We start from the raw sequence: 12301 nt of genomic DNA, 5'->3' as shown, positions 1-12301 counted from the left end.
GGCCGGGGGTTCGAAAGCAGTGAGATCTGCACGTCCCCCGAGGGGGCGGCAGGGGCGTCATAATAGCAGGCATGCGAGTCCTTGGCATCGAATCTTCCTGTGATGAGACCGGCGTGGCGGTGTATGACACCGACCTGGCCGGCAGCGCGGCCCTGCGCGCCCATGCGGTCTACAGCCAGATCGCCCTGCACGCCGAATACGGTGGTGTGGTGCCCGAGCTGGCCAGCCGCGACCATGTCCGCAAGCTGCTGCCACTGGTACGCCAGACCCTGGCCGACGCCGGCCTGGGCGTGGGCGATATCGATGGCGTGGCCTACACCGCCGGTCCCGGCCTGGTCGGCGCGCTGCTGGTGGGCGCTGGCGTGGCGCGTTCGCTGGCCTGGGCGCTGGAGGTGCCGGCCGTGGGCGTACACCATATGGAAGGCCACCTGCTGGCCCCGCTGATGGAAGACGACCCGCCGGAAGCGCCGTTCGTGGCGCTGCTGGTGTCCGGTGGCCACACCCAGCTGGTGGCGGTGGACGCCATCGGCCAGTACCGCCTGCTGGGCGAGACCCTGGACGACGCGGCCGGCGAAGCCTTCGACAAGACCGCCAAGCTGATGGGCCTGCCGTACCCGGGCGGCCCGCAGCTGGCCAGGCTGGCCGAGCAGGGCACGCCGGGCGCGTACCGCTTCGCGCGGCCGATGACCGACCGCCCTGGGCTGGATTTCAGCTTCTCCGGCCTGAAGACCCAGGTCCTGATGGCCTGGCGCGACAGTGACCAGAGCGAGCAGACCCGCGCCGACATCGCCCGGGGCTTTGAGGACGCGGTGGTCGAGACCCTGTCGATCAAGTGCGAGCGCGCACTGGAAGCGGCCGGCACCAACGTGATCGTGGTGGCCGGCGGCGTCGGCGCCAACACGCGCCTGCGCGCCCGCCTGCAGCAGATGGCCGAGCGCCTCGGCGGCCGTGCCTGCTTCCCGCGGCCGGCACTGTGCACCGACAACGGCGCGATGATCGCCTTCGCCGGCGCGCTGCGCCTGCAGGCCGGCCAGCACAGCCCGCCGAAGGTGGATGTGACCCCGCGCTGGGACATGGCGACCCTGCCGGCGGTCTGAACCGATAGCGCCGGGCCATGCCCGGCGGACGCATTACCGATGCACTGCCAACGGCGACGCCGCCAGCACGGTTGTCGCCCGCTCATGGCGCTGCAGCCAGCCCAGCGTGTGTGGGCAGCGGGCATGGATCAGCCGCCCGATCGCGGCCAGGTCGGCGCCGAGGTCACGTTCCAGGACCGGCTCGTGGTGGGCGATGCGGTTGCGCAGGTGGCGGATGCGTCCGATATCCGCATGGACGGCTTTCCTGACGGCACTGGGATGAGCGGAGGGAGCATGCTGCAGAACCCTGCTGAGTGCGGGTATCCAAAGCGTGGAGTCGAAGCGACAGGTAAAGAGCTGCTGCCAGAACACCATCGGCAGGTTGGCGACGATCCCAGGTGTATCGGTTACGCGGCTGGCAAGTTGTTCCAGTACCGTGCGCGGAGAAGTACTGGATGAGGTTGGCAGCCTCCGTCGGAAGGCACCATTCCAGGGCCAACGCGGGCCATGCTGCCTGGCGAGCACAGCTGCAGCGGCGTTGCGGGTGACCACTTCGCACAGATGGACCGGCATCATCAGTGCACTGCACATCCGCATGTTCCACAGGTACAGGGATTCGGCTGTGACGTCGGGGCTGCAGGTCGATGCGATTCTCTCGTAAGTAGACAGACGCTCCGCTGACAACGCGCGCCGCAGTACATCGTATGGAGCCATCGTCATGTGCGGTGGTGAAGGAGGAATCGATGTTCGCGAGAGTGGGCGGCGGCGACCATCAGGGAACGTCCTTGTCCGCGCGGCTTATTTTCTGCGTTTTGCCTCGGACGAATACCTGACCTGTCCTGTCGGATTTGGCCTTGACCGGCGATCTGGTCCTTGCCTAATCTGCGTGCCTGCGCCACCGGGACTCGCGGCTGGATTTCAGCTCCCCCCGGGGACAAACGGTAGTACCAAAGGGCCCCGCTAGCAGGGCCCTTTGTTTTTTCCGGGCCACCCCACGCCGGTGGCCCACCGCCCGTTCCGGGCAGGCTCACCGCCGTGCCGTTACCATGGCCGCCTGTATTCGTGCCGGTAAGCGCAATGGACAAGGTTTTCATCGAAGGGCTGACGATCGACGCCCTGATCGGTATCTACGATTGGGAACGACGGATCCGCCAGGACCTGGTGTTCGACCTGGAAATGGGTTTCGACAACCGTCGCCCTGCAGCCACCGATGACATCGCCCACACCCTGAACTACAAGGCGGTGAGCAAGCGCCTGGAACAGTTCGTGCGCGAGTCGGAGTTCGGCCTGGTCGAGACCCTGGCCGAGCGCTGCGCGCAGATCGTGCTGGACGAATTCGACGTGAAGTGGCTGCGCCTGAAGTTGAGCAAGCCGGGCGCAGTGCGCGGCGCGCGCGCGGTGGGCGTGATCATCGAACGCACGCGGGACTGACCCGGTCGTGCCGGCCGTTGGCCGACAACCCCGGTAGTGCCGGCCGCTGGCCGGCAACCTTGGCAACAACGAAACAGACAGGAGACAACCGATGGTGGACGCGGTGGTGGCGGTACAGTGGCTGGAACGGCTGCAGAACACACTGGAACCCTATCCCGGCGCCTACCTGGCGTTGATGATCTCGGCGCTGCTGATCGCCGCTGGCCTGGCCAACTGGGTGACCAAGCGCATCCTGCTGCGCGGGCTGCGGCGGCTGCTGAGCCGCCTTCCGGGCGCTGATACCGGCCGCGGCAGCCACCTGATGCGGGTGATCTCGCGCCTGTCGAACGTGGTGCCCAGCCAGGTGATCGCCTCGGGCATCCGCATCGTGCCGGACCTGCCGCCGGGCCTGGTCAGCTTCATCATCGGCGCCTGCCAGGCGTGGGCGATCCTGACCGTGGTGCTGGCCATCTCGCATGCGCTGGATGCGGCCAACGATCTGTACGAGCGCCGCCCCGAGGCACGCAACAAGCCGATCAAGGGCTACCTGCAGGTCGCCAAGATCGTCCTCTTCGTGATCGCCGGCCTGTCGATCGTCGCTACCCTGGCGGGCGTCGACCTGCGCTATCTGGTCACCGGCCTGGGCGCGGCCACGGCGGTGCTGATGCTGATCTTCCAGGACACCATCCTGTCGCTGGTGGCCAGCGTGCAGATCAGTGGCGATGGCCGCGTGCGCATCGGCGACTGGATCGAGATGCCCAGCCAGAACGCCGACGGCGACGTCATCGACATCGCGCTGCACACCATCACCGTGCAGAACTTCGACAAGACCATCACCACCATCCCCACCAAGAAGCTGGTGACCGAGTCGTTCAAGAACTGGCGCGGCATGCAGGAGGCCGGCGGGCGCCGGATCAAGCGCGCGCTGTACCTGGACCAGCACAGCGTCGGCTTCCTGGACGAGGGTGACCTGGCCTTCCTCGGCGAGTTCGCGCTGCTGCGCGACTACCTGCGCGACAAGGAACAGGAACTGGGGCAGTGGAACGGGCGCCTGCGCGAGCAGGGCGTGGCCGAGGTCAACAGCCGCCGCGTGACCAACCTGGGTACGTTCCGGGCCTATGTGGAGCGCTACCTGCGCAGCCACCCGGGCATCCATACCGACATGACCCTGCTGGTACGGCAGCTGCAGCCGACCACCGAGGGCCTGCCGCTGGAGCTCTACTGCTTCACCCGCAGTACTGCCTGGGCCGAGTATGAGGCGGTGCAGTCGGACATCTTCGACCACCTGCTGGCGATCCTGCCGGCCTTCGGCCTGCGGGTATTCCAGGCCTCCAGTGACGCCATGTTGATGGCCGGGCAGCGCCAGTTGGCCGGCTCGGAGTAAGCTGCGGTGCCCCCGGCGGGGCCATACGGACCCCGCTGGTGGCTGAAACTGAATGAAGAAACCTCTCGCCAAACGGCTCGGGATCGCTAGAATGCCGGGCTTGTAAACGTTTTCATCAAGGACTGCCGGTGGCCTCCGATCGCATCGAATCCCTCATTGCCCAGATGACCGTCGAGGAAAAGGTCGGCCAGCTGGGTGTCTTCGCGGACATGGTCCGCCCGTTCGCCCCGGACGTGAACCCGGAAGCCAACGTGCGCAATGCCGACCAGGTGCTGCAGCAGGTGCGCGAGGGCAAGGTCGGCTCGCTGTTCAATGGTGTGGGCGCCGAACTGGGCCGCCGCATCCAGCAGGTCGCCACCGAGGAGAGCCGCCTGGGTATCCCGGTGATCCTGGCGGCCGACGTCATCCACGGCATGCGCACCGTGTTCCCGATTCCGCTGGGCGAGGCCGCCAGCTTCGAGCCGGACCTGGCCGAGCGCACCGCGCGCGCCACTGCGATCGAAGCCACCGCCGCGGGCCTGCACTGGACCTATGCGCCGGCCGTGGACATCGCCCGCGACCAGCGCTGGGGCCGTGGCGCCGAAGGTGCCGGCGAGGATGTGGTGCTGGGCTGTGCGTTCGCCGCCGCCCGCGTGCGTGGCTTCCAGGGCAGCGACCTGCGTGCGGCCGATTCGCTGCTGGCCACGCCCAAGCACTTCGCCGCCTACGGCGCGGTGATGGCCGGCATGGAATACAACATGGTGGACATCTCGCCGCAGACCCTGCGCGACGTGCACCTGCCGCCGTTCAAGGCCGCCTTCGAGGCCGGCGCGATCACCGTGATGTCCTCGTTCAATGACATCAATGGCGTGCCGGCCAGTGCCAATGCCGAACTGCTGACCGACATCCTGCGCGGCGAATGGAAGTTCCCGGGCGTGGTGATCTCCGACTATACCGCCGACATGGAACTGGTCGCGCACGGCTATGCCGCCGATGACCGCGATGCCACGGCCAAGGCGTTCACCGCCGGCCTGGACCTGAGCATGCAGAGCGGCTTCTATGCCGAGCACCTGCCCGGCCTGGTCGAGAGCGGCGAGGTGCCGATGGCGGTGCTGGATGAGGGCGTGCGCCGCATCCTGTGGCTGAAGGAGACCATCGGCCTGTTCGACGACCCGTACCGTTCGCTGGACCCGGCGCGCGAAGCGGATACCTCGCACATTGCCGCGCATGACGAACTGTCGCGCGATGCCGCGCGGCGTTCGATCGTGCTGCTGAACAACCGTGACAACGTGCTGCCGCTGCAGAAGACCGGGCAGAAGATCGCGCTGATCGGCCCGTTCGTGCAGGACCGCGAGAACATCGAAGGCTGCTGGACGCTGTTCGGCGACAAGCAGCGTTACGTGGACCTGGAAACCGGCGTGCGTGCCGCCATCGGCGACGAAGCGCTGCTGGAAATCGTGCCGGGCTGCGAACTGGAAGCCGCGATTCCGGGCGGCACGGAAGCCGCTGTGGCGGCCGCACTGCGTGCCGACGTGGTGGTGCTGGCGCTGGGCGAACCGCAGCGCTACAGCGGCGAAGCACAGTCGCGCGTGGAGATCACCCTGCCGCCGGCACAGCAGGCGCTGGCCGAGGCCGTGGCGATGACCGGCAAGCCGCTGGTGGTGCTGCTGCGCAATGGCCGCGCGCTGGCATTGCAGGGCGCAGTGCGCAATGCGCAGGCCGTGGCGGTGACCTGGTACCTGGGCACGCAGACCGGCCATGCCGTGGCCGATGTACTGTTCGGCGACTACAGCCCGTCCGGCCGCCTGCCGGTCAGCTTCCCGCAGGTGTCCGGCCAGCAGCCGTACTTCTACAACCACCCGCGCACCGGCCGTCCGGAACTGCCGACCATGTCGGAGTTCAAGGCGCGCTGGCGCGAGATTCCCAATGAACCGCTGTACCCGTTCGGCCATGGCATCGGCTACACCACCTTCGCCTACGGCGTGCCGCAGCTGAGCACGGCACAGCTCGGCTGGGACGACACCCTGACCATCACCACCGTGCTGACCAACACCGGCCGCGTGGCGGGCGAGGAAGTGGTGCAGCTGTACATCCATGATCGCGTGGCCAGCCGCGTGCGTCCGGTGCGTGAACTGAAGGACTTCCGCAAGGTGGCGCTGCAGCCGGGCGAGTCAGCCGAAGTGGTGTTCACCTTGACCCGCGAGCAACTGGCCTTCACCGGCCGCGACGGCGTGCTGCGTGCCGAGCCGGGCCAGTTCGACCTGTGGGTCTGTGCCTCGTCGGCCGCCGGCGAAGCGGTGCAGTTCGAGCTGCTGAAGGCCTGATCGAAAAAAAGGGGACGGAGGGGATTAAGTCGTTTGTGCCAAAACGACTTAATCCCCTCCGTCCCCTTTTTTGTGGTCCTCACTGTGGCGGCGCTACCATCGGGCCTCCTGTTCGATGGAGTGCGCGCATGCGCCGGATGGCCTACCTGATTCCCGCCCTGCTGCTGGCGGCCTGTTCGCAGCCGGCGCCGCCGGCCGAGCCTGCAGCGGATGCGCCGCCGCCGATGGAGGCCAGTGCTGCTTCGACACCTGCGGCTGAACCGGCGGCGCCGGCTGCCGAAGCCGCCGCTGCACCTGCCGCACCGGCAGCCGAGGTGTCCGCCGAGGATGCGCGTGCGCGCATCGAGTCGCTGCTCGGCGATGCCGCGCAGTTCGAAAAGGTCTTCAATGCGTTCAAGGCCGCCGTGGTCGGCGGTGATCGCGCTGCGGTGGTCGAGGAAGTGCGATTCCCCTTGAACATCAGCGGCGGAAAGAAGATCTCCGGCCCCGGAGAGTTCCAGCGCAACTACGAGAAGATCATCACGCCGGAGGTGGTCAAGGCGGTGTCCGAGCAGGACTTCGGCAAGGTGTTCGTCAACCAGCAGGGCGTGATGATCGGCAGCGGCCAGGTGTGGTTGAGCGGCCAGTGCCTGGACCAGGCCTGCACGAAGACCGAGGTGAAGGTCATCACCATCCAATGAATGCAGACGCCCCGCGTGCGGGGCCGTTTGGCAAGGGTAGTGCCGGCCGCTGGCCGGCAACCGCAGGATGCCGGAAGGATCCAGGGTGCCGGCCAGCGGCCGGCACTACCTCAGGCCTTCGGCGTGAGCTTCAGCAGGCGCGCCTTGCTGCCGTCTTCCAGCAGCCACAGCGCGCCGTCCGGGCCCTGTTCCACTTCGCGGATGCGCTCGCCCATGTTGAAGCGCTCGGCTTCGCGCGCGCTGTCGCCATCGAAGGCCACGCGCACCAGCGAGGTGGACGACAGGCCACCGATGAAGCCGCTGCCCTTCCACTGCGGGAACAGGCTGCCGCTGTAGATCACGAAGCCGGCCGGCGAGATCACCGGCGTCCAGGTCACCTTCGGCGCGGCGAATTCCGGGCGCGTATCGTGGTCGGGAATCGGCCGGCCGTCGTAATGGTCACCGTTGGAAACGATCGGGTAGCCGTAGTTGGCGCCACGCACGATCAGGTTCAGTTCGTCGCCGCCGGCCGGGCCCATCTCGTGCGCCCACAGCTTGCCGTTGGCATCGAAGGCCATGCCGAGGATGTTGCGGTGGCCCAGCGACCACACCTGTGCGGCCACCCCGCCCTGCGACGCGAACGGATTGTCGGCGGGCAGGCTGCCATCGTCGTTGAGGCGGATGATCTTGCCGAGGTTGCTGCCCATGTCCTGGGCCGGATCGAACTTCTGGCGCTCGCTGGAGCTGATCCACAGCTTGCCGTCCGGGCCGAAGGCGAGGCGATGCCCGTAGTGACCCTCACCGCTGACCTTGGGGCTCTGCCGCCAGATCACCTTCAGGTCCTTCAGCTGGCCACCGCCGTTGGCATCCAGTGCCAGCGTGGCCCGGGCCACCGCGGCACCGCGGGTATCCAGCGTGCCTTCCTCGGCATAGCTGACGTAAACGACATGATTCCGGGCGAAATCCGGGTGCAGGATGATGTCGCCGAAACCACCCTGGCCAGCATAGGCGACCTTCGGAACGCCGGTGATCTCGTGCTTCTGGCCGCTGGCCGGGTCCAGGTGCTGGAGCTTGCCGCGCTTTTCGGTGACCAGCAGGCTGCCGTCGGGCAGGAAGGTCATCGCCCAGGGCTGGTCGAAGCGGCTGACTTCGGTGGCGTTGAACGGGCGCTGGTCGGTGGCGGCAGAGGCCGCTGTGGCGGTCTGCGCACCGTTGGCGGCCGGATCGGCAGCATTGCAGGCGGAGGTGGCAAGGATCGGCACGAGGCCGAGGGCGAGCAGCAGGGGCGTGCGGGTCATGGGTATCTCCAGTGCGGGGATGCGGATGGCCGGGCTGTCCCTTGTATACCACCGGCGCCGTGAGCGTCGTGGCCCGAAGGTCCTGCGCCCCCTGTGCGAGCGCGGCGGGATCGTCTAGGGTGGGCACGCCCGGGCAAAGCGTGCCCGCCTGCCTGCCAAGGACCTGCAATGAACACTGCCATGCCCCACAAGCCGTCCACCGCCTTCATCGCCGCCTCCTGGGTGGCCCTGCTGCTGGGGGCGGCGGCGTACCTGATCGGCCTGTTCAACGCCACGATGGCGCTCAACGAGAAGGGCTACTACCTGACCCTGCTGCTGTTCGGCCTGTTCGCGGCGGTGTCGCTGCAGAAGAGCGTGCGCGACCGCGTCGAAGGCATTCCGGTGAGTGGCCTGTACTACGCGCTGTGCTGGTTCGCGCTGCTGTCGGCGCTGATGCTGCTGCTGGTCGGCCTGTGGAATGCCACGCTGGCGCCGAGTGAGAAGGGCTTCTATGGCATGGCGTATGCGCTGTCGCTGTTCGGCGCGGTGGCGGTGCAGAAGAACACCCGCGACCTGATCGCCGCCGGTGGGGGCGAGAGCAAGCGCAGCGCGATCGTGCCGCCGCTGCCGGAACAGGAGTGATCGATCCGGTGTAGAGCCGGGCCATGCTCGGCTCAGTCGAGCGTGGCTCGACGTTACAGACGAGGTGCGAGAGCCGAGCGCAGGCTCGGCTCTACAGAAGTCTGGCGCTATCGTGCCAGCCGCGGATCCGCCAGCTGTGCCTCCTCCCAGCCACGACGCACCGCATTGCGTGCCTGCGCCCAGTCCAGGCGGCTGCGGCCGCGTTCGTTGGCCCAGCGTGATTCGAGCTCGGCCTCGACCTGTTCATAGGCGCGGATCATGTCCTGTGCACGCGCGCCGTGGCCGATGCGGTAGGCCGGCTCGTAGTCCTCGAAGAACAGCTGGTCGTCGTAGTACGGCTCGGCCGTGTAGCGCTCGCGCCAGTAGTTGCTGACCGCGTCGCGCGGCGTGCTGTCGTCCGGTACGCGGCCGGGGATCTGGTACTCGGTCATGGAAGGCTCCGTTGTGGACGAAGCCCGATCGTGCCTGTGTGGCGGTTAACGGCCCGGTCCGGCAGCGTGATCACCAGATCAATCCGCCGGGCATGGCCCGGCGCTATCGGTCATCCGGCATCGGTATCTTTTCGCGGCAGCGTGTAGATCACCGCGCCGATGGCGAACGCCACCAGCGCAGCAGCGATGTTCTGCCAGCTGGCACTGGCGAACAGCGCCAGGCACAGCAGCAGCGCCAGCACCGGAATCAACGGCCCGCCGGGCAGCTTCAACGCGCCCGGGCGGTCGGCGTAGCGCTTGGCCAGTACCAGGACTGCTGCGGCAGTGCCGATGTAGGCGAACAGGCGCGTCGTCATCGACAGCAGGGCCAGCTGCACGAACGAACCGGACAGGGCCAGGCCGAGCGCGATCAGGCCCTGGCAGAGGATCGACGCGGCCGGGGTGTGGAAGCGTGGATGCACCTGCGCCAGGATCTTCGGGCCGTAGCCATCGCGGGCCAGTGCGAACAGGAAGCGTGGGCCCATCATCATCGTGTTGCTGTTGGTGCCGAGGATGGAGATGGTGGCACCGACGGTCAGGATCAGCGCCAGTGCTTCGCCACCGAAACCGGCGGCGGCATCGGCCAGCGGGGTGGCCGAACTGGACAGGCCGGCCAGCGTTCCCTGCGCCACCACCTGCACCGCGCCGTAGATGACGGTGACGGTGATGATCATGGTGATCAGGGCGAACGGAATATCGCGGCGCGGATTGCGGTACTCGCCGGCGGCGGCCGGGATGTTCTCGAAGCCCGCGTAGGCGTAAAGCAGCAGCAAGGCGGCTTCGCCCATGCGCTGCAGGTCATGCGGGTCCGGGCGTTGGCCGGAGAAGGCCAGCTGTGGGTCGATGTGGAACGCACCGATGGCCACGAACAGCAGCAGCGGCAGCATCTTGCCGATCACCAGCACCACGCCGGTACGCGCAGCCGAGCGCACGCCGATGATGTTGATGCCGGTGAGGAAGCCCAGCGATACCACGATCACCGCGATGCGGCCCAGGCCGGCATCGGCCCACGGCCAGAAACGCGCAACCGCGTCGGCCAGCGCGTTGCTGAGCGCAGCGGCCGAGCTGATGCGGGTCAGCCAGATCATCCAGCCGATCTCGAAACCGGCGAAGCGCCCGAACGCCTCGCGTGCATACAGGTAGCTGCCGCCAGGTTCATCGAAGTAGCTGGCGGCCTGCGCATAGCACAGCACCAGCAAGGCCACGACGATGCCGGCGGCGACCACGCCCCACAGGCTGAAGGGGCCGAGCAGGGCGACGGTGGCGGCCGGCAGCAGGTAGATGCCGCTGCCGATCACATCGTTGATCGACAGGCCGACGATCTGCCAGCGGCTGACCGCGCGTTGCAGCTGCGGTTCGTCCTGCGTGCTCAACGGACGTCTCCGGCCAGCGCGGGCAGTTGCCACTGCGCCTGCAGGCGCTTGTACTCCGCGCGCGGCAGGAGCACGAAACGCGGCGCGTCCTGCGGCCGCAGCCAGTCCAGCAGTGCCTGCATGCGTTCCTGCGGCATGGCCGTGCAGCCGGCGGTGGCCTCGCCGGGCTGGCGCCACAGATGGGCGAAGATGCAGCTGCCCTTGCCGGGCTGGTTGTCCGGGTTGTGGGCGATGATGAAGCCTTCCCGGTAGCGCACGTCGCCCTTGTTGTGCAGGTCCAGCCGCATCGGCTCGGTGGAGCCCTTGACCGCTGCATTGCCGACCTTCTTTTCATCGACGATGCGGTTGTAGAACGGCGAACCGGGTACGTCCATGCAGTAGCTGCTGTCCAGCATCGGCTGGTAGGGCATGGCAGTGCCGCGGCGGGTGACGGCATAGCCGAACGCACTGCCGAGCGCGAATATGCCGGCCGGGCTGCGGCCATCGCCTTCCTGCTTCTGCGGGCCATCGGCCTGTGCCGGATGCAGGCCCAGGCCCCAGGCGCTGCCGGTGCGGCCAAGCGCCACCGGGAACGCCTGGCCATGCGGGTGCCAGCCCTGGCCGTCGCGCACATAGGCCTGCAGTTGCCCCTGGGTGCTGTCCCAGCCTTCGCTGGTGACCACGATCAGCTGGCGCGCGCCATCCAGCGGCGCCGCGTGAACGGACACCGCCGTAGCAAGCAGCAGTGCAGCGGTAGCGAGGCGAACCAGCGATTTCATCAACATGCGCTCCGGTCAGGAATCCAGCAGGTGGTCGATCCGCTCCAGGTTCACCGCAAGCTGCTGCTGGCGATCCGGATTGGTGTGGCAGAGCAGCACGAACAGAAAATCGAGCAGGGCGTGCATGGCGCTACGGTACAGCAGCTGCGCGACCTGTGGCGTGCGGTCGTGCGCGCAGACCGCCAGTGCCGCATCCGCATGCGCGCGCAGCGGGTTGGCGGTGTGGCGGGTGATGGAAATCACCTTGCCACCCATGTCCTGGAACTGCCGCGACAACTGTGAAAGCTGGGGCAGGTTGCCGAACTCGGAGAACATCAGCAGCGCATCGCCGGGGCGTGCGGCCGAGAGGTTGGCCAGCATCAGGATCGGATCGGTATGCGGCACCACCAGCAGTCCGAGCAGCGACAGCCGCATGGCGAACTCGCGGGCGAACAGGCCGTCGTCACCCAGGCCGTAGACGAACAGTTTGGGCGCACCTTCGAGCAGCTGCACGATGCGCTCGATCTCCCCGCGTGGATTGGCCTGGCGTGTTTCCTCCTCGGCCTGCGCCTTGCTGCGGCGCAGGGCCTCGCCCAGGCGCAGGTAGTCATCGCCGCTGTCGGGTTCGTCGGGCGCCTGCTGCGGATCGGCACCTGCGCGGGCCACATCTTGGCCGATGGAGTACTTCAGATCCGGGTAGCCCTTGAAGCCAAGCTTCTGGCTGAACTTCACCACGCTGGACTGGCTGATGCCGAGCGCGCTGGCCAGCTGCTGGGAGGAGTAGTCGCGCAGCAGGTGGGCGTTGTCGAGGATGAAGTCGGCGATGCGGCGCTCGATGGCCGACATCTGCCCACGCTCGGTGCGGATCTTCAGCAGGGGCGGCATGCGGGGTGTCCGGGGGTCTGCAAAGGCGTTGCGGTTGGCCGCATAAAGCGAATTATGGGGTGGGTCGGGCAGGTGGGGATTGCGG

12 protein-coding genes are annotated in these 12301 nt (G+C 67.6%); 6 read left to right on the top strand and 6 right to left on the bottom strand.

Going from position 1 to position 12301, the window contains the following annotated elements:
- The first annotated feature begins 71 nt into the window (after positions 1 to 71).
- Complete coding sequence (tsaD, locus tag AC5P6H_RS13440) at positions 72 to 1097, top strand: tRNA (adenosine(37)-N6)-threonylcarbamoyltransferase complex transferase subunit TsaD (RefSeq protein ID WP_032957776.1); 1026 nt, start codon at positions 72 to 74, stop codon at positions 1095 to 1097.
- Between the two features lie 33 nt (positions 1098 to 1130).
- Here tsaD and AC5P6H_RS13435 read toward each other — a convergent pair whose 3' ends face one another.
- Positions 1131 to 1796: a hypothetical protein gene (locus AC5P6H_RS13435; RefSeq protein ID WP_049441410.1), complete on the bottom strand. Its 666-nt coding sequence runs from the start codon at positions 1794 to 1796 to the stop codon at positions 1131 to 1133.
- Between the two features lie 357 nt (positions 1797 to 2153).
- Between AC5P6H_RS13435 and folB the strand changes: the two genes are divergently transcribed.
- The 4 genes from folB (at position 2154) to AC5P6H_RS13415 (ending at position 6853) form a co-directional block, all read left to right on the top strand.
- A complete protein-coding gene (gene folB, locus AC5P6H_RS13430; RefSeq protein ID WP_005407807.1) occupies positions 2154 to 2507 on the top strand; it encodes a dihydroneopterin aldolase in 354 nt (117 codons plus the stop codon).
- A gap of 91 nt (positions 2508 to 2598) precedes the next feature.
- Positions 2599 to 3870 (top strand): mechanosensitive ion channel family protein, encoded by a 1272-nt coding sequence (locus AC5P6H_RS13425; RefSeq protein WP_046428231.1) that lies wholly within the window; start codon positions 2599 to 2601, stop codon positions 3868 to 3870.
- A gap of 128 nt (positions 3871 to 3998) precedes the next feature.
- Positions 3999 to 6173, top strand: coding sequence for a glycoside hydrolase family 3 N-terminal domain-containing protein (locus AC5P6H_RS13420; protein WP_014645707.1), 2175 nt, complete (start codon positions 3999 to 4001; stop codon positions 6171 to 6173).
- Positions 6174 to 6301: 128 nt separating this feature from the next.
- Positions 6302 to 6853: a hypothetical protein gene (locus AC5P6H_RS13415; RefSeq protein WP_049441418.1), complete on the top strand. Its 552-nt coding sequence runs from the start codon at positions 6302 to 6304 to the stop codon at positions 6851 to 6853.
- A gap of 110 nt (positions 6854 to 6963) precedes the next feature.
- On the opposite strand, the gene AC5P6H_RS13410 is transcribed toward AC5P6H_RS13415, so the two are convergent.
- A complete protein-coding gene (locus tag AC5P6H_RS13410; protein WP_495202752.1) occupies positions 6964 to 8130 on the bottom strand; it encodes a PQQ-dependent sugar dehydrogenase in 1167 nt (388 codons plus the stop codon).
- 168 nt (positions 8131 to 8298) lie between these two features.
- Here AC5P6H_RS13410 and yiaA point away from each other — a divergent pair, with 168 nt between their 5' ends.
- A complete protein-coding gene (gene yiaA, locus AC5P6H_RS13405; protein WP_014645710.1) occupies positions 8299 to 8751 on the top strand; it encodes an inner membrane protein YiaA in 453 nt (150 codons plus the stop codon).
- 107 nt (positions 8752 to 8858) lie between these two features.
- Here the strand turns inward: yiaA and AC5P6H_RS13400 are convergent, their stop codons facing one another.
- From AC5P6H_RS13400 to AC5P6H_RS13385, 4 genes are all read right to left on the bottom strand, one after another.
- Positions 8859 to 9182, bottom strand: coding sequence for a hypothetical protein (locus tag AC5P6H_RS13400; protein WP_053495439.1), 324 nt, complete (start codon positions 9180 to 9182; stop codon positions 8859 to 8861).
- A 110-nt stretch (positions 9183 to 9292) separates the two neighbouring features.
- The gene (locus AC5P6H_RS13395; RefSeq protein WP_014645712.1) at positions 9293 to 10594 is read right to left on the bottom strand and encodes an APC family permease; all 1302 of its coding nucleotides are present in this window, start codon (positions 10592 to 10594) and stop codon (positions 9293 to 9295) included.
- On the bottom strand, positions 10591 to 11352 hold the full coding sequence (locus AC5P6H_RS13390; RefSeq protein ID WP_262224811.1) for a L,D-transpeptidase family protein: 762 nt from the start codon (positions 11350 to 11352) through the stop codon (positions 10591 to 10593). Before AC5P6H_RS13390 ends, AC5P6H_RS13395 begins: the two co-directional genes overlap by 4 nt.
- Before the next feature lie 15 nt (positions 11353 to 11367).
- The gene (locus tag AC5P6H_RS13385; RefSeq protein WP_495202751.1) at positions 11368 to 12216 is read right to left on the bottom strand and encodes a MurR/RpiR family transcriptional regulator; all 849 of its coding nucleotides are present in this window, start codon (positions 12214 to 12216) and stop codon (positions 11368 to 11370) included.
- Positions 12217 to 12301 lie beyond the last annotated feature (85 nt).

This window comes from Stenotrophomonas sp. YJH_SMC_110 (genome assembly GCF_059369255.1).
Note: the sequence above shows the minus strand (reverse complement) of the source record. Positions and strands in the feature narration are given on the sequence as shown.

What these genes read in the sequence shown, in the direction of transcription:
- yiaA (WP_014645710.1), top strand. Translation starts at nt 8,299, where the DNA reads ATGAACACTGCCATGCCCCACAAGCCGTCCACCGCCTTCATCGCCGCC.
- folB (WP_005407807.1), top strand. Translation starts at nt 2,154, where the DNA reads ATGGACAAGGTTTTCATCGAAGGGCTGACGATCGACGCCCTGATCGGT.
- AC5P6H_RS13425 (WP_046428231.1), top strand. Translation starts at nt 2,599, where the DNA reads ATGGTGGACGCGGTGGTGGCGGTACAGTGGCTGGAACGGCTGCAGAAC.
- AC5P6H_RS13400 (WP_053495439.1), bottom strand. Translation starts at nt 9,182, where the DNA reads ATGACCGAGTACCAGATCCCCGGCCGCGTACCGGACGACAGCACGCCG.
- AC5P6H_RS13385 (WP_495202751.1), bottom strand. Translation starts at nt 12,216, where the DNA reads ATGCCGCCCCTGCTGAAGATCCGCACCGAGCGTGGGCAGATGTCGGCC.
- tsaD (WP_032957776.1), top strand. Translation starts at nt 72, where the DNA reads ATGCGAGTCCTTGGCATCGAATCTTCCTGTGATGAGACCGGCGTGGCG.
- AC5P6H_RS13410 (WP_495202752.1), bottom strand. Translation starts at nt 8,130, where the DNA reads ATGACCCGCACGCCCCTGCTGCTCGCCCTCGGCCTCGTGCCGATCCTT.
- AC5P6H_RS13390 (WP_262224811.1), bottom strand. Translation starts at nt 11,352, where the DNA reads ATGAAATCGCTGGTTCGCCTCGCTACCGCTGCACTGCTGCTTGCTACG.
- AC5P6H_RS13435 (WP_049441410.1), bottom strand. Translation starts at nt 1,796, where the DNA reads ATGACGATGGCTCCATACGATGTACTGCGGCGCGCGTTGTCAGCGGAG.
- AC5P6H_RS13415 (WP_049441418.1), top strand. Translation starts at nt 6,302, where the DNA reads ATGCGCCGGATGGCCTACCTGATTCCCGCCCTGCTGCTGGCGGCCTGT.